The following is a 21,044-nucleotide window of genomic DNA, read 5'->3' on the forward strand; positions in this document are numbered from 1 at the left end:
TTTGTCTGTCTGGCACCATGACAAATCTCCAGCAGAAGGTGTACCGGGAGTTGCAGGAGCACGTTGGCGCCCCCGGCTGGTGTCTGGCTTTCTCCGGCGGGCTGGATTCCGCCGTACTGCTGCATGTGCTGGCTGCGCTCTGCCGCCAGTATGCCTGTCCGCCATTGCGTGCCGTGCATGTTCACCATGGCCTGCAGGCGGTGGCGGATGACTGGCCCGATCATTGCCGGATGCAATGCGAGCAGCTGGCAGTACCTTTTCAGGCCGTTTTCGTACAGGTTGGCAATGCTGCCAGCACCGAACAGGCAGCGCGGGATGCCCGCTATGCCGCCCTTGCCGGGCAGCTTGAGCCGGGCGAAGTGCTGTTGCTGGCACAACATCAGGATGACCAGGCAGAAACCCTGTTGCTGCGCTTGCTGCGAGGCAGCGGCGTGACCGGTTTGCAGGGCATGCCGGGTACCCGGCCGCTGGGGTGCGGACTGCTGCTGCGGCCGTTGTTGCAGGTGCCGCGTCGTCAGCTGGAGGAGTATGCCCGTCAGCATGATTTGAGCTGGATTGACGATCCGAGCAACCGCTCCGACATCCATGACCGTAATTTCTTGCGCAACCGCGTCATGCCCGGATTGCGACGGCGCTGGCCGGGGCTGGATACCGTTTTGCAACGAACTGCGGCGCACATGCGCGAAGCGCAGGGGCTGCTGGACGAGCTGGCCGCCATCGACCTGCAACAGGCGCGGCGACAGGCGCAGCCGGACTGGCTGACGCTCGAATGTCTGGACCTGGACTGTGTCCGAGCCCTGTCCACAGCCCGGCAGATCAACCTGATCCGCTTCTGGTTGCGCGACAAGACCCTGCCGCCGGATAGCGCTCACTGGGCCGGCTGGCAAGCCTTGCTGCAGGCCGGAGCCGACGCGCAGCCACTGTGGCAGCTGCAGGACGGGGCGCTGGTACGCCATGGCCGGCGACTGTACTGGCTGCCGAAGCACTGGCAACAGGTCCCGGCTGATCCGGATTTACCGCAGGTTGCCAATGGCCGGTACCGGCTGCCCGGTAATGGCGTGTTGCAGGTGGCCGGCTTGCACGCCGGGTCGCTGCGCGCGGGTTATCGCCAGGGCGGCGAGCAGCTGGACTTGCCGGGTCGTGGCCGGCGCGATCTCAAGCGATTGTTGCAGGAACGGCAGGTGCCGGTTTTTTTGCGCAACCGCCTGCCGTTGCTGTTTGCCGACGGGCAGCTGGTGGCTGTGGCCGGATTGCCCGAGCTCAGATCCGCTGCATTTGTCGGGCTGGAAGCGGACTGGATTCCGCCGCGCTGATACCGACTTTGGTGTTGTCGGAACTGGCTTTGGTATCGTCCGCGTGCCGAATGCTTGCCGGCGACCACCGGCTTTTCCAGAATGCACAATCACTTGCCATACAAAAGGAGATACAGCATGAGCCTGCCAACCCTGTTTGAACTGACCGGTAGCGCACACCCGCCCGCCACATGGGCTGAAGCCGTCCTGGTGATCATTGACGCCCAGAATGAATACCGCATGGGCGACATGAAGCTGCCCGGTGTAGAGCCGGCTGCCGCACAGATTCTGCAGCTGCTGGAACAGGCGCGTGCCAGTGGCGCGCCGGTCATCCACGTACGCCATATCGGCGTGCCCGGCTACCTGTTTGATCCGGAAGGGGAGCGCGGGCAGATTTTTACCGAGCTGACTCCGCAGGCTGGCGAAGCAGTGATCGACAAGCCGCTGCCCAATGCCTTTGCCGGTAGCGCGTTGCAGCAGGCAGTCGATGCCACGGGACGCAAGGCGCTGATTGTTTGCGGATACATGACGCACATGTGTGTCAGTGCCACCGTGCGTGCCGCCAAGGATTTGGGCTACCAGAGCACCGTGGTGGGAGCGGCCTGCGCCACGCGGCCATTGCCGGGAGCACCAGATGCGGATTTTCTGCACCAGCAGGAGCTGGCGGCACTGGCAGATTTTTTTGCCACCGTGGTGGCAGACGTCGCGGCCCTGAATGCCTGAAGACAACCGGCAAGAGGTGCGCTGGCCAGCCGAATGGGCCAGCGTGCCATTATCACAGGTACAGTGCTTCACTGATCTTTGAATTGAGTCAACCACTCCTTTAGCGTAAACTAGTCACCCGTCTGAGTGGCTGGCCCTGGATGCTTGTTTGGGGGTGACTGCAACCGCAGGTTGCAGGGCAGGCACGTTAATTTTCCGGGCGGACAACCGCCTGCATTGCATATTTCCAGGGTTTTTTATGACGCGCTATATCTTCGTCACCGGCGGTGTTGTTTCTTCATTGGGCAAAGGCATCGCCGCTGCCTCCCTGGCCGCCATCCTCGAGGCGCGCGGTCTGAAAATCACCATGATGAAGCTCGATCCCTACATCAACGTGGATCCGGGCAACATGAGCCCGTTTCAGCATGGCGAGGTTTTTGTCACCCACGATGGTGCCGAAACCGACCTCGATCTGGGCCATTATGAACGTTTCGTGCGCACCCGCATGACCCGCGATAACAGCTTCACCACCGGCAAGGTGTATGAGGAAGTCCTGCGCCGTGAGCGCCGTGGCGACTACTTGGGTGCCACCATTCAGGTCATTCCCCATATCACCAACGAGATCAAGCGCCGCATCATCAAAGGTGCCGGCGATGCCGATATCGCCCTGATCGAGATTGGCGGTACCGTCGGCGATATCGAGTCTCAGCCGTTTCTGGAAGCCATTCGCCAGTTGCGGGTGGAAGTGGGTGCCAAGCGCGCGATGCTGATGCACCTGACCCTGGTGCCCTATATCGCCACCGCCGGCGAGACCAAAACCAAGCCGACCCAGCATTCGGTAAAAGAATTGCGCTCCATCGGCCTGCAGCCGGACATTCTGGTCTGCCGCTCCGAGGTCAACATCGATCTGGGCTCACGCCGCAAGATTGCCCTGTTCACCAACGTCGAGGAGCGGGCGGTGATCAGCCTGCAGGACGTTGACACCATCTACAAGATTCCCGGCGTGCTGCATGCCCAGGGCGTGGATGACATCGTACTGGAACGCTTCGGCATGGAGGCGGATACCGCTGACCTGGGCGAATGGGACCGGGTGATCGAGGCCAAACTCAATCCGAAACACGAAATCACCATTGCCATGGTCGGCAAGTACATGGAGCTGCTCGATGCCTACAAGTCATTGATCGAGGCCATGAGCCATGCCGGTATCCATACCGATACCCGGGTCAATTTGCGCTATATCGACTCCGAAGACATCGAAACCCGGGGTACCGGTGTGCTGGAAGATGTTGACGCCATCCTGGTGCCGGGCGGCTTTGGCCTGCGCGGTGTGGAAGGCAAGATCAAGACCGTTCAGTTTGCCCGTGAAAACCGGATTCCTTATCTGGGTATCTGCCTGGGCATGCAGGTGGTGGTTATCGAATACGCCCGTAACGTGCTGGGCTGGGCCGGAGCCAACTCCACCGAGTTCGACAAGGACAGCCCCTATCCGGTGGTTGGCCTGCTCAACGAGTGGCAGAGCCAGGTCAGACGTCCCGGTGCAGCCGATGACGAACTGGGCGCCGGCATGCGTCTGGGTGCTCAGCTGTGCCGTCTGGAGGCAGGCAGCAAGCTGGCGCAAAGCTATGGTGCCAGCGAAATTGAAGAGCGTCACCGTCACCGCTATGAAGTCAACGGAACCTTGCTTGAACCCCTGCAGCAGGCCGGTTTGCAGGTGTCGTCCTGGTCGGAAGACGGGCACCTGGTCGAGGCAGTCGAGATCGCCGATCATCCATGGTTTGTCGCCTGCCAGTTCCACCCCGAATTCACCTCGACCCCGCGTGACGGTCATCCGCTGTTCAGCAGCTTTGTCCGCGCGGCCTTGCAGTATCACGGAGAAAAGAAGGCATGAGCCAGAAAACCATTCGCGTCGGCAACATAGACATCAGCAATGACAAGCCCTTTGTCCTGTTTGGCGGCATTAACGTGCTGGAGTCACGCGATCTGGCCATGCAGGCTTGTGAAGAATATGTCCGAGTCACCGAAAAGCTCGGCATTCCCTATGTGTTCAAGGCCAGCTTCGACAAGGCCAACCGCTCCTCGATCAACTCCTTCCGTGGCCCCGGGCTGGATGAAGGACTGAAAATCTTCGAGGAAGTGAAAAAAACCTTCAATGTGCCGGTGATCACCGATGTGCACGAGCCATACCAGGCCGCTCCGGTGGCCGAGGTCTGTGACATCATCCAGCTGCCGGCCTTCCTGTCGCGCCAGACCGATCTGGTGGTGGCAATGGCGAAAACCGATGCCGTCATCAACATCAAGAAGGCCCAGTTTCTCGCCCCGCAAGAGATGCGTCACATCCTGACCAAGTGTGAAGAGGCCGGCAACGAGCAGCTGATCCTCTGCGAGCGCGGCAGCTCCTTCGGCTACAACAACCTGGTGGTGGACATGCTCGGCTTCGGCATCATGAAGCAGTTCAACTACCCGGTGTTCTTCGATGTGACCCATTCCCTGCAGATGCCGGGTGGCCGCGCTGATTCGGCCGGTGGCCGCCGTGCCCAGGTGACCGAACTGGCCCGTGCCGGCATGAGCCAGGGGCTGGCCGGCCTGTTCCTCGAAGCCCACCCCGATCCGGACAATGCCAAGTGTGACGGCCCCTGCGCCCTGCGTCTGGACAAGCTCGAACCCTTCCTGCGCCAGCTCAAGCAGCTGGATGACCTGGTAAAAAGTTTTTCTGTAATCGAAACTGCTTAATTGCAAAACAACGGAGTATTCCTGCCCATGGCCAAGATTATTGACATCAAGGGACGTGAAGTCCTGGATTCCCGCGGTAACCCCACTGTTGAAGCGGACGTGATTCTCGAAGGCGGCATTGTCGGTAGCGCCTGCGCTCCTTCAGGTGCTTCCACCGGTTCCCGCGAGGCGCTGGAGCTGCGTGATGGTGACAAGTCCCGCTATCTGGGCAAGGGTGTGCTGAAAGCGGTTGCCAATGTCAATGGTCCCATCCGTGATGCCCTGCTGGGCCAGGATGCTGTCGACCAGCAAACCCTGGACCGCATCATGATTGACCTTGACGGTACCGAAAACAAGGCCAAGCTGGGTGCCAACGCCATTCTGGCAGTCTCCCTGGCGGCGGCCAAGGCAGCAGCCCAGGCCAAGGGCGTGCCGCTGTATGCACACATTGCCGACCTCAACGGCACGCCTGGTGAGTACAGCATGCCGGTGCCGATGATGAACATCATTAATGGTGGCGAGCACGCCGACAACAACGTCGATATCCAGGAGTTCATGGTGCAGCCGGTTGGTGCCAAGACCTTTGCTGATGCCCTGCGCATGGGTGCCGAGATCTTCCACCACCTGAAAGCCGTTCTGCAGCAGCGCGGCCTGAACACGGCCGTGGGTGACGAAGGCGGCTTTGCGCCGAACCTGGAGTCCAACGAGGCGGCCCTGGGTGCCATCGCTGAGGCCGTGGCCAACGCCGGCTACAAGCTGGGCGAGGACATCACCCTGGCACTGGACTGCGCATCCACCGAATTCCACAAGGACGGCAAGTACGACCTGGCTGGCGAAGGCAAGCAGTTCGATGCCGAAGGCTTTGCCGACTATCTGGCCGGTCTGACCCAGCGCTATCCGATCATTTCCATCGAAGACGGCATGGACGAGTCCGACTGGGCTGGCTGGAAGGTTCTCACCGACAAGATTGGTGAAAAGGTACAGCTGGTCGGTGACGACCTGTTCGTGACCAACACCAGGATTCTCAAGCGCGGTATCGACGAGAAGATCGGCAACTCCATCCTGATCAAGTTCAACCAGATCGGCTCGCTGACCGAAACCCTGGAAGCCATCCAGATGGCCAAGGCCGCCGGCTTCACTGCGGTGATTTCGCACCGTTCCGGTGAAACCGAAGACTCCACCATTGCCGACCTGGCCGTGGGTACCGCTGCCGGCCAGATCAAGACCGGTTCGCTGTGCCGCTCCGACCGTGTTGCCAAGTACAACCAGCTGCTGCGCATCGAGGAGCAACTGGGCAGCAAGGCGCCGTACAAGGGCCGTGCCGAGTTCCGTGGCTGAGTCATAACTGACAACGTGTTGTCAGAGAGCTACAAGGGCAGCCGGGTGCTGCCCTTTTCTGTCACAGGCCGGATCTCATGAAAAAGCTTCCGCTGGTCATTCTTGTCGTGTTTGCACTGCTGCTGGCGGGCGTACAGTATCGCCTGTGGTTTGGCGAGGGCGGGATTGCCGAGGTCAATCGCCTGAGGGCACAGATCGCCGAGCAGCAAGCTGAAAATGAACGCTTGCTGGAGCGCAACCGGGTGATCGAGGCAGAAGTCATGGAGCTCAAGCAGGGCATGGAAACCGTGGAAGAACGTGCTCGCCACGAACTGGGCATGGTCAGGGAGGGGGAAACCCTGTACCTGCTGATGGAGTAATCCATGAAGTTCTGGCTGATAGTGCCTGCCGCCGGCATCGGCTCTCGCATGCAGGCTGATCGCCCCAAACAGTACTTGCAGGTCGCCGGCAAGACGATTCTGGAGCATACGCTGGGCGTTTTTCTGGATCATCCATACTTGCAGCGCATTGTGCTGCCGCTGGCGGCGCATGACCGCTGGTGGCCGCAATCGGCACTGGCCGGTCATCCGCTGGTTGTGACCGTCACCGGGGGGCGCGAACGGGCCGACTCGGTAGTTGCCGGTTTGCAGGCTTTGCCGGCGCTGGGCGCGGGTCCTGACGACTGGGTGCTGGTGCATGATGCAGCCCGGCCCCTGTTGCAGCATGACGACCTGCAGTTGCTGCTGGATAGCCTACAGGATGATCCGGTGGGCGGTTTGTTGGCCTGTCCGGCCAGGGACACACTGAAACTGGCTGACGGGCAGGGTCGTAGCCTGCGTACCCTGCCGCGCGAACAGATCTGGCATGCACTGACGCCACAGATGTTCCGTTTGCAGGCACTGGGCGACGCATTGGCGAAGGCACTGCACGAGGGTGTTGCCGTAACTGATGAAGCCTCGGCCATGGAGCATCTGGGGCACGCCCCGCGCCTGGTTTCCGGACGCAGTGATAATATCAAGGTGACCCGTCCCGAAGACTTGCAGATGCTGCTCATGGCGACGCACAAGGTGCGTGATGATGGCTGAACAGCCGGCACAGCAGCTCAGCTGGCGGCTGATCCGCCGGCTGGCGCTGCAGCACAAGCACAAGATCATTCTGGCCAACCTGCTGGCCGTGCTGGCCACCCTGGCCAGTGTACCCATCCCCCTGTTGTTGCCCCTGCTGGTGGACGAGGTTCTGCTGCAGCAGCCGGGCAAGGCGATTCCCTTTCTGCAGGGCGTCCTGCCGCACGCCTGGGCGGTGCCGATCGGCTTTATCGGCAGCCTGCTGCTGGTGACCCTGGTGCTGCGCAGCAGCTCGCTGGTGTTCAACGTGTTGCAGGGCAGGCTGTTCACCCAGCTGGCCAAGGGCATAGTTTTCCAGTTGCGTCAGCTGTTGCTGGGCCGCCTCGAACGCATCGCCATGGCTGAATACGAGAGCCTGGGCAGCGGCTCTGTCGCCACCCACCTGGTGACCGATCTGGACACCCTTGACGCCTTCATCGGCGAGACTCTGAGCCGCTTTCTGGTCGCGTTGCTGACCCTGTGCGGCACCGCTGCCATTTTGCTGTGGATGCACTGGCAGCTGGCCCTGCTGATATTGCTGCTCAACCCGCTGGTGGTATTTGCCACGGTCAAGCTGGGCAAACAGGTCAAGCAACTGAAAAAGCAGGAAAACGACAGCACTGCACGCTTCACCCAGGCACTGACCGAAACCCTGGATGCCATCCACGAAGTGCGTGCCGGCGGTCATCAGGGCTATTTCTTTGGTCGTTTGCGCCAGCGCGCGGCGGATGCGCGGGACTTTGCCATCGCCAGCAAGTGGAAAACCGAAGCTGCAATGCGCGCCAGCGGCCTGATGTTCCAGTTCGGTATCGACGTATTCCGTGCCGTTGCCATGCTGACCGTGTTGTTTTCCGACCTGAGTATCGGCCAGATGCTGGCGGTATTCAGCTACCTCTGGTTCATGATCGGACCGGTCGAGCAGCTGCTCAACCTGCAATATGCGCTGTACGGAGCCAATGGTGCCATGCAGCGTCTCAACCAGTTACTGGCCAGCAAGGACGAGCAGGATTGGCCGCCACAGACCAACCCCTTTGCCGACAAGACCGGCGTGACGCTGGAGGTGCGCAACCTGCAGTTTGCCTACCGTGACGAGCCGGTACTCAGGGGCATGAGCTTCCGCATTGCTGCCGGCGAGAAGGTGGCGCTGGTCGGCGTCAGCGGCGGTGGCAAGAGCACCCTGGTGCAGCTGCTGCTGGGCCTGTACCGGCCTTCTGTTGGCGAGATCCTCTACAACGGTGTGCCGATCGAACAGATCGGGCTGGACAGGGTGCGCAGCAATCTGGCGGTGGTGCTGCAGGCACCGGCGCTGTTCAATGCCAGCATTCGTGAAAACATTTTGCTGGGGCGTGGTGACAGCGACCAGCAGTGCTGGCAGGCGTTGGAAGTGGCGCAGCTGGCCGACTATGTCAGGCAGCTGCCGCAGGGGCTGGATGCGGTGGTTGGCCGTGCCGGTGTACGGCTGTCTGGCGGGCAGCGTCAGCGGCTGGCGATTGCGCGCATGGTGCTGGCCGATCCGGCGGTGGTGATCCTCGACGAGGCCACCTCGGCACTGGACAGCAGAACCGAGCAGGCGCTGCACGAGGCGTTGCAGGAGTTCCTGGCTGGCCGTACCACATTGATCATTGCCCATCGCCTCAGTGCGGTGCGCCAGGCTGACCGGGTACTGGTGCTGGCCGACGGCCAGGTGGTGGAGCAGGGCGATCATCAAAGCCTGCTGGCTGAAGACGGGGTGTATGCGCGGCTGTACGGGAATTAGGTTTCTGGCCTTGTGGCCGGGCCTTGTGTAGCCAGATATGCCGGATAGAAGCGGTTCAGGTTTTTATTTGCATGGCAGTGTTGACATTCATCCGGCAGATGCTTAATATGCGCTCCGTCCAAACGAGTTGGGGCTATAGCTCAGCTGGGAGAGCGCTTGCATGGCATGCAAGAGGTCCGCGGTTCGATCCCGCGTAGCTCCACCAACTCGCACTGCAACCGCAAGGTTGTGAAGGGTCTGCGTCCCCTTCGTCTAGTGGCCTAGGACACCGCCCTTTCACGGCGGTAACAGGGGTTCGAGTCCCCTAGGGGACGCCATTTTTCCGGATTTGGGGCTATAGCTCAGCTGGGAGAGCGCTTGCATGGCATGCAAGAGGTCCGCGGTTCGATCCCGCGTAGCTCCACCAGATCCATAAAAAACCGCAAGATGAAAATCTTGCGGTTTTTTATTTTCTGCTGCTTTTGTTCTGTTCCGTCACGCCTAGAAAAGTTCGCCTTCCTGGCGTCGCCTGGCTTCGCGCTGCAAGTGATTCACATAGCGTTCGATGTTGCGCTGGGACATGCCGTCCAGCTGCAGGAATCTCAGTCCGAGTGTGGCCGTGTCGTTGTTTTCTCCGGGCTTGATGTGCCTGATTTCGGCAGCAACACTTATTTGACCGTCAGGGAGCGCCAGCCTGCAGTCGTTCAGTACCTGGCTGAGTTGCAGCTGGGGAGGAGCCTGCTCAAGGCGTGCCTTGCAGCCGGTGGCTGACAAATCGGATACCTGTCCTTGCAGTGCGGCATCCAGTCCGGTGCCGGCCAGAGTGATCTGTACCGGTTCGTCGCTCAGGGTGCGGGCGCGAAATGCGTTGCGCTTCTGGTGGTAAATCATTTCTTCCGGAAACTGGAACCAGGCAACGGTGTAGCCCTCATGCTGGCTGATGGCGGGTGCGAACAGGCCGGACTTCCAGTAGATGTGTACGCCTTCAAGATAGGCATCAATCCGGAAGGGCTCACCACGGCTCAGCATACGCTGACCTTCTTCGGGCACCAGCTGGTCCAAGGCGATCCTGCTACCTTGTTTGTCGACTGCGCTGATATACGTCAGGAAGCGCTGGTTGCGATCCCTGAATATCAGGGTCAGCGGCTTGTTCTGATCACAAAGCTGGCTGAATATGCCGGCCTTCTCGATGCTGGAGCGTAATACCTTGGGAGGCTGCGGGCCGCTTCCCTCGCTAAAAAATCCGGACATGAGTACAGGTTTCCATACAGGCTGAAAAAACGAAAAGCCGAGTCAGGCGCGGGTGAAGCTGCGTTGCATGCCCTTATAGGCGGTGCTGCCGGAACTGTCGTACAGGGTGGGGCCGTCATTGCCACGGATGATGTTGAGTGCGCTGCCGACACTGACCTGGTTGGTGCGGATGAGCCGGCCGTTACGCAGGTTGGCCGTCTGGCATTGTTCCATCAGTGCGTGCAGCCTGGTGTGGCTGGCCTGCAACTGTGCCGACTGCGATGAGCGTGAGGCGAATGTGGAAAAGCCGTTTGCATCGGCAGGCAGCCCGGCTTGTGCGAGGATCTGGCTACGACGTGTCGCATGCTGGCCAAGGCTCTCGAGCAGGGGCTGTTTTTCGCTCAGCAATTGTTGCAATACTTCAAGGCTGCGCTCGTTGAGGGCAGTAAGCTCCTGCTCCAGCAAGCCGGCGAGCCGGGTACAGGTCTCTATGTCGCTATCAAGAAGGTGGAGCAGTTCGGTATCGGACATTTTGTTGTTTCGATCAGAATCGGGCTTCAAGGTCCAATATCTTATCGGCAACCTGCCTGCTGTCAATACTGTAGCTGCCGTCTGCAATGGCCTGGCTGATCCGGGCGACTTTTTCCAGGTCGACACTGTCCTCGCTGTTTGACAGCTTTTCCGACAGGCTCTGGATCTGCAGGGCATTGTTGCTCAGCTGTACGCTGTCACTGCGTGCAGGAGCGTCATGGTGCTGTACAGGGGTGTCTCCCGGGGCAAGGGATGCTTTTTTTCCGGCATCGGCTGCTTTGCCGATGCTTCCACCGGGCAACTGGGTGTTGCCGGGATGGTTGTTGAAATTAATGGCCATGATCTATCTCCGCTGGTTACATGTCTCAGGGCGGCAGCAAGGCTGTTGTATTTACAGGGCTTTCGGCTCTTGCCGGCTGCGGGCCTGTCAGGGCTCGCAATACTTATCGACCGTGTGCAGGGAAACTTTAGCGTTAAAGCATGCCGCTTGTACTGCTCGGGTTTGCGCTGCGTGTAACACCAGGATGTTGCTGCCCCTGATACGGTCGGCTGGCCGGGCATCAGGGCTTTGCGTGCTCCGGGCGGGTGCCGTCAGGGCGCAGGAGCGCGGCACTGACACCTGCAGCCCTGCTGCTGTGGCGGATTTCACTCGGGCTCAGGGAGCAACATCCTCGTGCAGCCCTGCTGCTTCGCTCTCTGTGGATTCGCCGAGAATTGCCTGGTCCCTGCTGATGCCGGGCATGAAGTCACCTTGCAGTCCGGTCAGGCGGCCTTCGGTGTCGAAGGTCAGGCTGATGCGTTCCTGGCGGCGCTGCTGGCGTCCGGGCTCCATGCTGTACAGGTAGTCCCAGCGGCGCGGGTTGAAGGTATCGCTGATCAGAGGAGTGCCCATGATGAAGCGGACCTGTTGTGCGGTCATGCCGGGGCGCAGCTGGTCGATCATGTCCTGGGTGATCACATTGCCCTGCTGCACATCAACCTTGTAGACACCGGGTACGGAACAGCCGGAAAGCGTGATCAGGGCGACCAGGCACAGGCTGTGCAGAAAATGTTTTTTTTGCATTGGCGACGAACTTCCACTATCGTTGTTGGGCAATTTGATTGGACGCAAAAGCATACCTGTTATCGGGTATCAGCGAAACCGTATGAATGAGAAGTGGATTATGTCTGAAAATGTTGAATTGCGTAAGGCTGGTTTGAAGGTCACCTTGCCGCGAGTGAAAATCATGCAAATTCTGGACGCATCCGAACAGCGTCACATGAGTGCCGAAGACGTGTACAAGGCCCTGATGGAGGCTGGTGATGATGTCGGGCTGGCCACCGTGTACCGGGTTTTGACCCAGTTCGAGGCTGCAGGCCTGGTGATGCGGCACAACTTCGATGGCGGCCATGCAGTGTTCGAGCTGGATGATGGCGAGCACCATGATCATATCGTGTGTGTCGATTCCGGCGAGGTTTTCGAGTTCTTCGATGAAAAAATCGAGCAACGGCAAAAAGAAATTGTGGATGACATGGGCTATGAGCTGGTTGACCACAATCTGGTGCTTTACGTGAAGAAAAAGTAAGCAGGTTCCTGCCATGAAAAACGCCCCGCATGCATCACGGGGCGTTTTTTATGGCAGCTGTATCACTTGCCGGACTGGCCGCTATAGATCTGGTCAAATACGCCGCCATCGTTGAAGTGGGTTTTCTGGATGTCACGCCAGTCGCCAAATGTCTCCTCGACCTGGAACAGATCGATCGGCGGAAAACGGTCGGCAAATTCGGCAAGGATTTCCGGATTGCGCGGGCGCAGGTAGTTTTGTGCGGCAATCCGTTGTGCCTCGTCCGACCACAGGTATTCCAGATAGGCCTGGGCCAGTTCGCGACTGCCCTTGCGTTCGACCACCTTGTCAACGACGGTGACGGGGGGCTCGGCCTGGGCACTGACGCTCGGGTAGACCACTTCGAAAGAACCGGCATCAAACTCGCGGGCAATCATCACGGCCTCGTTTTCAAAGGTCAGCAGCACGTCGCCGATCCGGTTCTGCATGAAAGTGCTGGTCGCGCCACGACCGCCGGTATCCATCACCGGCACCTGGGCAAACAGTTTGCCGACGAAGTCGCGGGCGTCCTGCTCGTTACCGCCGTTTCTCAGCACATAGCCCCAGGCCGACAGGTAGCTATAGCGGGCGTTGCCGGCGGTTTTCGGGTTGGGGATGATGACCTCGACACCTTCACGTACCAGATCGGGCCAGTCCTGGATGTTCTTCGGGTTACCCTTGCGTACGATCAGTACGGTGGCGGAGGTAAAGGGTGCGCTGTTATCCGGCAGCCGTGTGGCCCAGTTTTCCGGAATCAGTTTGCCGTGCTCGTACAGGGCATTGATGTCGGTGGCCATGTTCATGGTGATGACATCGGCCGGCAGGCCGTCAATTACCGAACGGGCCTGCTTGCTGGAGCCGCCATGGGACATCTGGATCTGGGCCGGTTTGTGGCCTTGTTCCTGCCAGTGTTTTTGGAAGGCCGGATTGTATTCCTTGTAAAAGTCACGCATCACGTCGTATGAAACGTTCAGCAGGGGCGCGGCGCTGAGCGGCTGGCTCAGTGCAAGCAGGGCGGTCAGGGAGGCGGCCAGCAAGGGCTTCATGATGTATAACTCCGTTATGGGTGTGAATGGGCGGAGTCTAGGGGAAGTTGCTTAGAATTCAAAAGAATCAAATTGAATTCGTTTATTCTTTATTGTTATTTATAGGTGATGAGCTGCAGTCGTGTCGGGGAGCAGCGGGCCAGACAGCAAAAAGCCCTCAAACGAGGGCTTTTGCGTGTTACATGTTGGGGTAGTTGGGGCCTCCGCCGCCTTCCGGAGCGATCCAGGTGATGTTCTGTGACGGGTCCTTGATGTCACAGGTCTTGCAGTGCACGCAGTTTTCCGCGTTGATCTGGATGCGTTTGCCGCCATCGTCATTGTCGACGATTTCATAGACGCCGGCAGGGCAGTAGCGCTGCGCCGGTTCGTCGTACAGCGGCAGGTGCTTCTCGATGGAGATGTTCGGATCGGCCAGCACAAGATGCACCGGCTGGTTGGCCTCGTGCGCGGTGTTGGACAGGAACACCGAACTCAGGCGGTCGAAGCTGAGCTTGCCGTCGGGCTTGGGGTAGAGGATTTTCGGTGCTTCGTTGACCTTTTTCAGCTTGGCGTAGTCCGGCACTGTGTCGCGCAGGGTGACCGGGATCTTGCCGCCGAAGATGTTCTGGTCGATGTAGTTGAAAGCACCGCCCAGGGTGGCACCAAACTTGTGGATGGCCGGGCCGAAGTTGCGGCTGCGGTACAGCTCGTCGTACAGCCAGCTGCTCTTGTAGCTTTCGGTGTATGCGGTCAGTTCGTCGCCACCTTGGCCACCGGCAAGCAGGGCATCAGCGACGGCTTCGGCCGCCAGCATGCCGGATTTCATCGCGGTGTGGTTGCCCTTGATCTTGGCGAAGTTCAGGGTGCCCAGGTCGCAACCGATCAGGGCACCGCCGGGGAAGACCATTTTCGGGACCGAGTTGAAGCCGCCCTTGGTAATGGCGCGGGCGCCATAGGCAACGCGGGTGCCGCCTTCCAGGTACTGCCTGACCACCGGGTGGTGCTTGTAGCGCTGGAATTCCTCGAAAGGTGACAGGTGCGGGTTGCTGTAGGACAGGTCGACAATCAGGCCGACCGCCACCTGGTTGTTTTCCAGGTGATAGAGGAAGGAACCACCCGGGTTGTCGTTGTCCAGCGGCCAGCCGGCGGTGTGTACCACCAGGCCGGGCTTGTGCTTGGCCGGATCGATGTCCCACAGCTCCTTGATGCCAAGGCCGTAATGCTGCGGGTCGCTGTCCTTGTCCAGCTCGTAACGGGCCTGCAGGCGCTTGCCGATATGGCCACGGCAGCCTTCGGCAAACAGGGTGTACTTGGCGCGCAGTTCCATGCCCGGGGTGTACATGCCGTCTTTGGGGTTGCCGTCACGGTCAACACCCATGTCGCCGGTCAGGATGCCGTAGACCACGCCATCATCGTTGATCAGGGCGTCCTGGGCAGCGAAGCCGGGGTAGATCTCGACACCGAGGTTTTCTGCCTGTTCGGCCAGCCAGCGGCACAGGTTGCCCAGGGAGATGATGTAGTTGCCTTCGTTGTGCATGGTTTTGGGCACAAACAGGCCGGGAATTTTCTGGGCTTTTTCCGGGCCGGTAAACAGGTAGATGTCGTCACCGGTCACGGGGGTATTCAGCGGGGCACCGAGTTCTTTCCAGTCGGGAAACAGCTCGTCGAGCGCCCGGGTCTCGAATACCGCGCCCGACAGGCTGTGGGCACCCACTTCGGAGCCTTTTTCAACGACACAGACGCTGAGTTCCTGGCCAGCTGCGGCCGCTTTCTGCTTGAGCCGGCAGGCGGCGGACAGCCCGGCAGGGCCGGCGCCGACGATGACGACATCGAAATCCATAAATTCGCGTTCCACAGACTATCTCCTCGGTGTACGGCTTTTATTTATTGTATGCGGCTGAACCGGTGTCCGGGGCAGCGATGGGCATTATATCTACCATGGGCCAAACGGCCAATGCAAACGATCGTTTGAATTTTTTTCAAACCTGTTTAGAATCGCTTGCAGGGATCTTCCTTTCGGCTGCCATGCTTCGGGTATGGGAAACCGTTTGGAGCCAACAAATACAATGATCATCCCTGCTGACCAGCCTCGTTGCGTGACCAGGCCCGGTCCGGTGATTTCATTGCAAGGAGTTGTCCCGCAGGGGCAGTGACCGGCTATCCCTGTATTGACCGCATATCAGGTTGCGTTCAAGATAGCAGGCGTTTTGTGCCTGCGGCGGCTCGCCCCGTGCGACCCTGTATCACTGTCCTGGCTTGCCTTGACGGTTTTTTATTCACCGGAGATAACGAGGAATCCATGAAGATTCTAGTAGCTGTCAAACGAGTGGTTGACCACAACGTAAAGGTACGCGTAAAGGCGGACAATACCGGCGTGGAACTGGCCAACGTAAAAATGTCCATGAACCCCTTCTGTGAAATCGGTGTGGAAGAAGCCATCCGCCTGAAGGAAAAAGGCGTCGCCAGTGAAGTGATCGCGGTGTCCGTCGGTCCTTCCGCTGCCCAGGAGCAACTGCGTACCGCACTGGCACTGGGTGCCGACCGTGCCATTCTGGTCGAGCAGGACGGTGACATCAGCTCGCTGACTGTGGCCAAGCTGCTCAAGGCGCTGGTCGACAAGGAACAGCCGGGTCTGGTCATGCTGGGCAAGCAGGCCATCGATACCGACAACAACCAGACCGGCCAGATGCTGGGTGCACTGACCGGCTATGCGCAGGGCACCTTTGCATCCAAAGTTGAGGTGGACGGCGACAAGGTCAACGTTACCCGTGAAATCGACGGCGGCCTGCAAACCGTTGCACTGAAGCTGCCAGCCATCGTCACTACCGACCTGCGCCTGAACGAGCCGCGCTACGCCAAGCTGCCGGACATCATGAAGGCCAAGAAAAAGCCGCTGGATACCGTGACCCCGGCCGACCTGGGCGTGACTGTGGCCTCTACCCTGACCACCCTGAAAGTGGAAGCACCGGCCCAGCGTAGCGCCGGCATCAAGGTGGCCGACGTGGCCACACTGGTCGAGAAACTGAAGAACGAAGCGAAGGTGATCTAATGGCTATTCTGGTTATTGCTGAACACTCCAACGCTGCGCTGGGTGCAGCAACCCTGAACACCGTGACTGCGGCCAAGGCCATCGGTGGCGACGTTCATGTACTGGTGGCTGGTGCCGGTTGCGCTGCCGCTGCCGAAGCTGCCGCCAAAATCGATGGCGTGGCCAAGGTGCTGGTGGCTGATGATGCAGCCTACGCCCATCAGTTGCCGGAAAACGTTGCGCCACTGGTGGCGGAACAGGGCAAGAGCTACAGTCACGTGCTGGCTCCTGCCACCACCACCGGCAAGAACCTGCTGCCACGCGTGGCCGCGCTGCTGGATACCGACCAGATTTCTGAAATCATCGCGGTGGAAAGCGCCGATACCTTCAAACGTCCGATCTACGCCGGCAACGCCATTGCCACCGTGCAGTCCAGCGCTGCCATCAAGGTGATCACCGTGCGTGGTACCGGTTTTGACGCGGCTGCGGCCGAAGGCGGCTCCGCTGCCATCGAGAATATCGCAGCAGGTGCCGATGCCGGCATTTCCAGCTTTGTCGGCGAAGAACTGGCCAAGTCCGACCGTCCCGACCTGACCTCTGCCCGCGTGGTGGTGTCCGGTGGTCGCGGTATGGGCAATGGTGACAACTTCGAGATGCTGTACAAGCTGGCTGACAAGCTGGGTGCTGCCGTGGGTGCTTCCCGCGCCGCGGTCGACGCCGGTTTTGTACCGAACGACCTGCAAGTGGGCCAGACCGGCAAGATTGTTGCTCCTGACCTGTACATTGCCGTGGGCATCTCCGGTGCCATCCAGCACCTGGCCGGCATGAGCGGCTCCAAGGTGATCGTGGCGATCAACAAGGACGAGGACGCGCCGATCTTCCAGGTGGCCGACTACGGTCTGGTGGCCGACCTGTTCGAGGTGGTGCCGCAACTGGATGCCGCGCTGTAACTTTTGCGCATGGGCAAACCGGCAAAAAACCCGCTACCATTGGCGGGTTTTTTGTTGCCCCAGATCTGGCAGAGTGATTGGCCGGCCATTCGGTGTTCGTCCTGGCAAACAGCCCTGTGTGCGTTGTAGAAGCCGGAATTGTGGCGACGAACACCGCCCGTGGTTGTCTGCACTCCGTGTAGAATGATGCTTCGGCGACCGGCTTGATGCTTCGGGTTGGTCATGACCAGAAAGGGCTGCAAATATGTATGCCCGTTGTCAGGAGGTGCTGTGTCCCTTTCATCCCGCAGGTTGGCGACAACCGCTATGGCTGTGATGGCAGCACTTGTGGCCGGCGCGCTCCGGGCAGAGATCCCGCAACCACCGGTGTGTGAGCGCCTGCAGTTGCTGATTGCGCCGCAGCAGGCGCGACTGGCCGGCACGGCAGGGCCGCAGTGGGTGGAGGGGCTGGCCCGGCACAGCGGATTGCAATTGCATGTACGGCAGCCGGATGATGACGCTGTCGTCAGTTTTGCCTCCGGAGTGCAGGATCTCTGGCTGGGCAGCAGTCTGGAAATGTTGCAGCAGACGGGTGGGCATCCATTGCAGCCGCCGCTGTGGCAGGAGCAGTACTGGCTCTGGTTTCGTGCCGGCGAACTGACGGATGTGCAGCAGCTGCCGGTGCTGTCAGGCATGCGTGGCGGCTATTGGCCGGAACAGCTGGAGCAGGGGCAGCTTGCCACGCTGGCGGTACATGTCGGGCTGGATAATTTGCGGGTGCAGGCAGGTCCGGCAGCGGCATTGCAGGCTGTGCTGGATGGAGACATAGATTTTTTCATGTCGGACAGTGAAACGCTCGCGGTCATCGATGCCGTGAACGACACGGAGGCGCTGGAAGCTCTGGCGCAGCCCTTGCTCGTCAGACCCTACTATCTGGCGCTAAGCAATAACTCTGCTTGCAAGGACAAAGCGGTTATCGGCCTGCTGGAAGCCGCCATCATCAAGGTGCAGGAGCAGGAGTAGTACTACAGCTAGCGCGCCGGCGCTGAGCAGGATACAAAAAAGCCCGCAACGGAGAATGTACCGTTGCGGGCTTTTTATTGGCGACTGGAGGCTATCCGCGTTGCTGCAGTGCGGCGATGCGCACCTCCAGCGGCGGGTGGCTCATTAGCAGGCCGGCCAGGCCATTCTTGAGGCTGCCGCTGATGCCGAATGCGGCCAGGCTGTCCGGCATGTGTGACTCAACCTGTCCGGACTCGATCTGCAGGCGGCGCAGGGCGCTGATCATTGCTCCGGTTCCGGCCAGTTGTGCGCCGGCCTCGTCGGCGCGGAATTCACGCTTGCGCGAGAACCACATGACGATGATGCTGGCCAGAATGCCGAGTACCAGTTCGGCCGCGATGGTGGCGACGTAATAACCGATGCCGGGGCCGTCGTTTTCGTTTTTCAGGACCGCCTTGTCGACAAAATTGCCGAAGATGCGGGCGAAAAACATGACAAAGGTGTTCACCACACCCTGGATCAGGGTCAGGGTCACCATGTCGCCGTTGGCAACGTGACCGATTTCGTGGGCCAGTACCGCTTCCACTTCCTCGGGAGAGAAACGCTCCAGCAAACCCTGGCTGACGGCCACCAGGGAGTTGTTGCGGTTCCAGCCGGTGGCGAAGGCGTTGGCTTCATAGGCAGGGAAAATGCCCACTTCCGGCATGCCGACACCGGCATCGCGGGCCAGGCGTTCGACGGTGCTGACCAGCCATTGCTCCTGGCGGGTACGGGGCTGGTCGATGATCTGGGTGCCGGTTGATTTCTTGGCCATCCATTTTGACAGGAACAGCGAGATGAATGAGCCGGTAAAGCCGAATACCGCACAGAAAATCAGCAGGTCGCCGTGGTTCTGTCCGGTGTAGCGGTCAACCCCCAGCAGTTTCAGGGTAATGCTGGCAACTACCAGCACGGCAAGGTTGGTCGCGAGAAACAGCAAGATGCGCATCATGATGCGTAGAGCTCCAAGTTTGAAAAGAGAGGTATTTTAATGGTGGCAGTGCCTGCAAATGCAAGTATTCATGATGATTTTATTGCAGTCCGTACCGTATTGGTGGCCGGTGGCAAGGCGGGGCGACAGGGGTTTCTGGCATGTTACCGATCAGTCGATGGCAAAAAAATGCTGCATGGCACTGATCAAGGCTTCGCTGTCGCGGCTGCCCAGGTGGCGGCGCAGCTGGTGCGCCAGGCTGCCCTGTGCGCGCCGGATGCTGGCCGGCACAGCGGCCAGTTCGCCGGCAAAAGGATGTTGTGTGCCGGCCAGGCGAACAAAGGCTTTTTCGCTCAGCTCGGCCTGATCAAGTGCCTCATGGCCCAGGGTGCCGAGATGGCGGATATAGCCCTCGCTGGCCAGCCACAATAATGTGCTCAGACAATGCTGCTGGCGCGGGTGGGGCAGGCCGACTTCGTCCGGCGGCAATACGCCAACCATATCGTCCAGGTACAGGGTGACCGGCCGCGGAAAGGACTGGTACAGCATGACCAGTCCCAGTGCGGCATCCCGGTAGAAGTCGTCAATATGCAGGTCCATTGCGGTTTATTGGCGATAGGTTTTCATGAAGTTGCCAATGCGGCCGATGGCGGTTTCCAGATCCTCCACCCGTGGCAGGGTGACGACGCGAAAGTGGTCCGGCCATGGCCAGTTGAAGGCGGTACCCTGCACGATCAGCAGCTTCTCCTGCAGCAGCAGGTCGAGCACGAACTTCTCGTCGTTGTGGATCGGGCAGACTTTCGGGTCGATGCGCGGAAAGGCGTAGAGTGCCCCCATCGGTTTCACGCAGCTGATGCCGGGAATGTCGTTGAGCAGCTCCCAGGCGCGGTTGCGCTGTTCCAGCAGGCGACCATTGGGCAGGACCAGATCGTTGATGCTCTGGTAGCCACCCAGTGCGGTCTGGATGGCGTGCTGCGCCGGTACGTTGGCACACAGACGCATGTTGGCCAGCATGTCCAGACCTTCGATGTAGCCTTTGGCACGGCTTTTGGCACCGGAAACGATCAGCCAGCCGGAGCGGAAGCCGGCGACGCGATAGGATTTGGACAGGCCGTTGAAGGTCAGGAACAGCAAGTCATCGGCCAGCGAGGCGATGCAGGTGTGCCTGGCAGCATCGTAGAGGATCTTGTCGTAGATCTCGTCGGATAGCACGATCAGGTTGTGCTGGCGGGCGATCTCGACGATTTCCTGCAGCAGCTCCTTCGAGTACACCGCGCCGGTCGGGTTGTTCGGGTTGATGATCAGGATTGCCTTGGTATTGGGCGTGATCTTGCTGCGGATGTCGTCCAGATCCGGGAACCAGCCGGCCTGTTCGTCGCACAGGTAATGCACCGGCTTGCCGCCGGACAGGGTGCAGGCAGCGGTCCACAGCGGATAGTCCGGTGCCGGGATCAGTACCTCGTCACCGTTGTTGAGCATGGCCTGCAGTGACATCACGATCAGTTCGGAGACGCCGTTACCCAGATAGATGTCCTCGATGCCGACACCCTGGATGCTCATTTGCTGGCAATAATGCATGACCGCCTTGCGGGCACTGAACAGGCCCTTGGAGTCGCTGTAACCCTGCGCGGTCGGCAGGTTGAGAATCACGTCTTGCAGGATTTCCTCGGGCGCCTCGAAACCGAACGGCGCCGGATTGCCGATGTTCAGTTTGAGTACACGCTGGCCTTCGTCCTCCAGACGCTTGGCATGCTTCATCACCGGCCCGCGGATGTCGTAGCAAACGTTGGCCAGTTTGTTGGATTTGGTGAACTGCATGGGAAATGTCCTGCAAAATAAAAGGGTTACAGAATCATTGCGATGCTGGTGGGCCGCAGCAATGAAAACC

Annotated in this window: 20 protein-coding genes, 3 tRNA genes and 1 pseudogene; 15 read left to right on the plus strand and 9 right to left on the minus strand. The window is 59.9% G+C overall.

Translation table 11 applies throughout. The annotated features are described in order from the left end of the window. Positions 1–17 precede the first annotated feature (17 nt). From tilS to AR306_RS04135, 11 genes are all read left to right on the plus strand, one after another. Entirely contained in the window at positions 18–1,313 is a 1,296-nt protein-coding gene (tilS, locus tag AR306_RS04085) for a tRNA lysidine(34) synthetase TilS (RefSeq protein WP_101496284.1), read from the plus strand. A gap of 117 nt (positions 1,314–1,430) precedes the next feature. Further along, positions 1,431–2,015: a cysteine hydrolase family protein gene (locus AR306_RS04090; protein ID WP_101496285.1), complete on the plus strand. Its 585-nt coding sequence runs from the start codon at positions 1,431–1,433 to the stop codon at positions 2,013–2,015. Between the two features lie 238 nt (positions 2,016–2,253). Beyond that, the gene (locus AR306_RS04095) at positions 2,254–3,882 is read left to right on the plus strand and encodes a CTP synthase (RefSeq protein ID WP_101496286.1); all 1,629 of its coding nucleotides are present in this window, start codon (positions 2,254–2,256) and stop codon (positions 3,880–3,882) included. Further along, positions 3,879–4,724, plus strand: coding sequence for a 3-deoxy-8-phosphooctulonate synthase (gene kdsA, locus AR306_RS04100; protein WP_101496287.1), 846 nt, complete (start codon positions 3,879–3,881; stop codon positions 4,722–4,724). The genes AR306_RS04095 and kdsA overlap by 4 nt, the downstream gene beginning before the upstream one ends. Before the next feature lie 27 nt (positions 4,725–4,751). Then, positions 4,752–6,041, plus strand: coding sequence for a phosphopyruvate hydratase (eno, locus tag AR306_RS04105; protein ID WP_101496288.1), 1,290 nt, complete (start codon positions 4,752–4,754; stop codon positions 6,039–6,041). 77 nt (positions 6,042–6,118) lie between these two features. Further along, positions 6,119–6,400: a cell division protein FtsB gene (gene ftsB / locus AR306_RS04110; protein ID WP_101496289.1), complete on the plus strand. Its 282-nt coding sequence runs from the start codon at positions 6,119–6,121 to the stop codon at positions 6,398–6,400. A 3-nt stretch (positions 6,401–6,403) separates the two neighbouring features. Beyond that, positions 6,404–7,105 carry a 2-C-methyl-D-erythritol 4-phosphate cytidylyltransferase gene (gene ispD / locus AR306_RS04115; protein WP_101496290.1) on the plus strand — a complete coding sequence of 234 codons (702 nt, stop codon included), beginning with the start codon at positions 6,404–6,406 and terminating at the stop codon, positions 7,103–7,105. After that, positions 7,098–8,879, plus strand: coding sequence for an ABC transporter ATP-binding protein (locus tag AR306_RS04120; protein WP_101496291.1), 1,782 nt, complete (start codon positions 7,098–7,100; stop codon positions 8,877–8,879). Before ispD ends, AR306_RS04120 begins: the two co-directional genes overlap by 8 nt. A gap of 129 nt (positions 8,880–9,008) precedes the next feature. Beyond that, positions 9,009–9,084, plus strand: a tRNA-Ala gene (locus AR306_RS04125). A gap of 36 nt (positions 9,085–9,120) precedes the next feature. Continuing rightward, a tRNA-Glu gene (locus AR306_RS04130) sits at positions 9,121–9,196 on the plus strand. 13 nt (positions 9,197–9,209) lie between these two features. Continuing rightward, a tRNA-Ala gene (locus AR306_RS04135) sits at positions 9,210–9,285 on the plus strand. A 74-nt stretch (positions 9,286–9,359) separates the two neighbouring features. Here AR306_RS04135 and AR306_RS04140 read toward each other — a convergent pair. From AR306_RS04140 to AR306_RS04155, 4 genes and pseudogenes are all read right to left on the minus strand, one after another. Beyond that, positions 9,360–10,109, minus strand: coding sequence for a flagellar brake protein (locus AR306_RS04140; protein WP_101496292.1), 750 nt, complete (start codon positions 10,107–10,109; stop codon positions 9,360–9,362). Positions 10,110–10,151: 42 nt separating this feature from the next. Continuing rightward, entirely contained in the window at positions 10,152–10,619 is a 468-nt protein-coding gene (locus AR306_RS04145) for a flagella synthesis protein FlgN (protein WP_101496293.1), read from the minus strand. Positions 10,620–10,632: 13 nt separating this feature from the next. Further along, positions 10,633–10,959, minus strand: a complete 327-nt coding sequence (gene flgM, locus AR306_RS04150) for a flagellar biosynthesis anti-sigma factor FlgM (protein WP_101496294.1) — start codon at positions 10,957–10,959, stop codon at positions 10,633–10,635. 342 nt (positions 10,960–11,301) lie between these two features. Beyond that, a pseudogene (locus AR306_RS04155) lies at positions 11,302–11,682 on the minus strand (outer membrane protein assembly factor BamE); the annotation flags it as partial. A 100-nt stretch (positions 11,683–11,782) separates the two neighbouring features. Here AR306_RS04155 and fur point away from each other — a divergent pair. Then, positions 11,783–12,184, plus strand: a complete 402-nt coding sequence (gene fur, locus AR306_RS04160; protein WP_101496296.1) for a ferric iron uptake transcriptional regulator — start codon at positions 11,783–11,785, stop codon at positions 12,182–12,184. A gap of 62 nt (positions 12,185–12,246) precedes the next feature. Here the strand turns inward: fur and AR306_RS04165 are convergent, their stop codons facing one another. Next, positions 12,247–13,248, minus strand: coding sequence for a sulfate ABC transporter substrate-binding protein (locus AR306_RS04165; protein ID WP_101496297.1), 1,002 nt, complete (start codon positions 13,246–13,248; stop codon positions 12,247–12,249). 178 nt (positions 13,249–13,426) lie between these two features. After that, positions 13,427–15,082 carry an electron transfer flavoprotein-ubiquinone oxidoreductase gene (locus AR306_RS04170; RefSeq protein ID WP_101496298.1) on the minus strand — a complete coding sequence of 552 codons (1,656 nt, stop codon included), beginning with the start codon at positions 15,080–15,082 and terminating at the stop codon, positions 13,427–13,429. Positions 15,083–15,526: 444 nt separating this feature from the next. Here AR306_RS04170 and AR306_RS04175 point away from each other — a divergent pair, with 444 nt between their 5' ends. The 3 genes from AR306_RS04175 (at position 15,527) to AR306_RS04185 (ending at position 18,207) form a co-directional block, all read left to right on the plus strand. Further along, positions 15,527–16,276: an electron transfer flavoprotein subunit beta/FixA family protein gene (locus tag AR306_RS04175; protein WP_101496299.1), complete on the plus strand. Its 750-nt coding sequence runs from the start codon at positions 15,527–15,529 to the stop codon at positions 16,274–16,276. Beyond that, on the plus strand, positions 16,276–17,205 hold the full coding sequence (locus AR306_RS04180; protein ID WP_101496300.1) for an electron transfer flavoprotein subunit alpha/FixB family protein: 930 nt from the start codon (positions 16,276–16,278) through the stop codon (positions 17,203–17,205). Before AR306_RS04175 ends, AR306_RS04180 begins: the two co-directional genes overlap by 1 nt. A gap of 315 nt (positions 17,206–17,520) precedes the next feature. Next, positions 17,521–18,207 (plus strand): hypothetical protein, encoded by a 687-nt coding sequence (locus tag AR306_RS04185; RefSeq protein WP_133539653.1) that lies wholly within the window; start codon positions 17,521–17,523, stop codon positions 18,205–18,207. 91 nt (positions 18,208–18,298) lie between these two features. On the opposite strand, the gene htpX is transcribed toward AR306_RS04185, so the two are convergent. The 3 genes from htpX to AR306_RS04200 all read right to left on the minus strand — a co-directional run bounded on the left by htpX (position 18,299) and on the right by AR306_RS04200 (position 20,974). Then, positions 18,299–19,177: a protease HtpX gene (htpX, locus tag AR306_RS04190; protein WP_101496302.1), complete on the minus strand. Its 879-nt coding sequence runs from the start codon at positions 19,175–19,177 to the stop codon at positions 18,299–18,301. A gap of 150 nt (positions 19,178–19,327) precedes the next feature. Next, positions 19,328–19,756, minus strand: coding sequence for a hypothetical protein (locus tag AR306_RS04195; RefSeq protein WP_101496303.1), 429 nt, complete (start codon positions 19,754–19,756; stop codon positions 19,328–19,330). A gap of 6 nt (positions 19,757–19,762) precedes the next feature. After that, entirely contained in the window at positions 19,763–20,974 is a 1,212-nt protein-coding gene (locus AR306_RS04200; RefSeq protein WP_101496304.1) for a pyridoxal phosphate-dependent aminotransferase, read from the minus strand. Between the last annotated feature and the right edge of the window lie 70 nt (positions 20,975–21,044).

It is taken from the genome of Thiopseudomonas denitrificans (assembly GCF_002866065.1).
In the GTDB taxonomy this organism is placed as follows: Bacteria; Pseudomonadota; Gammaproteobacteria; order Pseudomonadales; family Pseudomonadaceae; genus Thiopseudomonas; species Thiopseudomonas denitrificans.

Bases quoted from the DNA above. Each gene is read 5' to 3' on its own strand.
- AR306_RS04180 (WP_101496300.1), top strand. From the start codon at position 16,276: ATGGCTATTCTGGTTATTGCTGAACACTCCAACGCTGCGCTGGGTGCA.
- AR306_RS04140 (WP_101496292.1), bottom strand. From the start codon at position 10,109: ATGTCCGGATTTTTTAGCGAGGGAAGCGGCCCGCAGCCTCCCAAGGTA.
- AR306_RS04090 (WP_101496285.1), top strand. From the start codon at position 1,431: ATGAGCCTGCCAACCCTGTTTGAACTGACCGGTAGCGCACACCCGCCC.
- AR306_RS04200 (WP_101496304.1), bottom strand. From the start codon at position 20,974: ATGCAGTTCACCAAATCCAACAAACTGGCCAACGTTTGCTACGACATC.
- AR306_RS04175 (WP_101496299.1), top strand. From the start codon at position 15,527: ATGAAGATTCTAGTAGCTGTCAAACGAGTGGTTGACCACAACGTAAAG.
- AR306_RS04165 (WP_101496297.1), bottom strand. From the start codon at position 13,248: ATGAAGCCCTTGCTGGCCGCCTCCCTGACCGCCCTGCTTGCACTGAGC.
- AR306_RS04185 (WP_133539653.1), top strand. From the start codon at position 17,521: ATGGCAGCACTTGTGGCCGGCGCGCTCCGGGCAGAGATCCCGCAACCA.
- fur (WP_101496296.1), top strand. From the start codon at position 11,783: ATGTCTGAAAATGTTGAATTGCGTAAGGCTGGTTTGAAGGTCACCTTG.
- AR306_RS04120 (WP_101496291.1), top strand. From the start codon at position 7,098: ATGGCTGAACAGCCGGCACAGCAGCTCAGCTGGCGGCTGATCCGCCGG.
- AR306_RS04195 (WP_101496303.1), bottom strand. From the start codon at position 19,756: ATGGACCTGCATATTGACGACTTCTACCGGGATGCCGCACTGGGACTG.
- flgM (WP_101496294.1), bottom strand. From the start codon at position 10,959: ATGGCCATTAATTTCAACAACCATCCCGGCAACACCCAGTTGCCCGGT.
- AR306_RS04095 (WP_101496286.1), top strand. From the start codon at position 2,254: ATGACGCGCTATATCTTCGTCACCGGCGGTGTTGTTTCTTCATTGGGC.
- ftsB (WP_101496289.1), top strand. From the start codon at position 6,119: ATGAAAAAGCTTCCGCTGGTCATTCTTGTCGTGTTTGCACTGCTGCTG.
- AR306_RS04145 (WP_101496293.1), bottom strand. From the start codon at position 10,619: ATGTCCGATACCGAACTGCTCCACCTTCTTGATAGCGACATAGAGACC.
- kdsA (WP_101496287.1), top strand. From the start codon at position 3,879: ATGAGCCAGAAAACCATTCGCGTCGGCAACATAGACATCAGCAATGAC.
- htpX (WP_101496302.1), bottom strand. From the start codon at position 19,177: ATGATGCGCATCTTGCTGTTTCTCGCGACCAACCTTGCCGTGCTGGTA.
- tilS (WP_101496284.1), top strand. From the start codon at position 18: ATGACAAATCTCCAGCAGAAGGTGTACCGGGAGTTGCAGGAGCACGTT.
- ispD (WP_101496290.1), top strand. From the start codon at position 6,404: ATGAAGTTCTGGCTGATAGTGCCTGCCGCCGGCATCGGCTCTCGCATG.
- eno (WP_101496288.1), top strand. From the start codon at position 4,752: ATGGCCAAGATTATTGACATCAAGGGACGTGAAGTCCTGGATTCCCGC.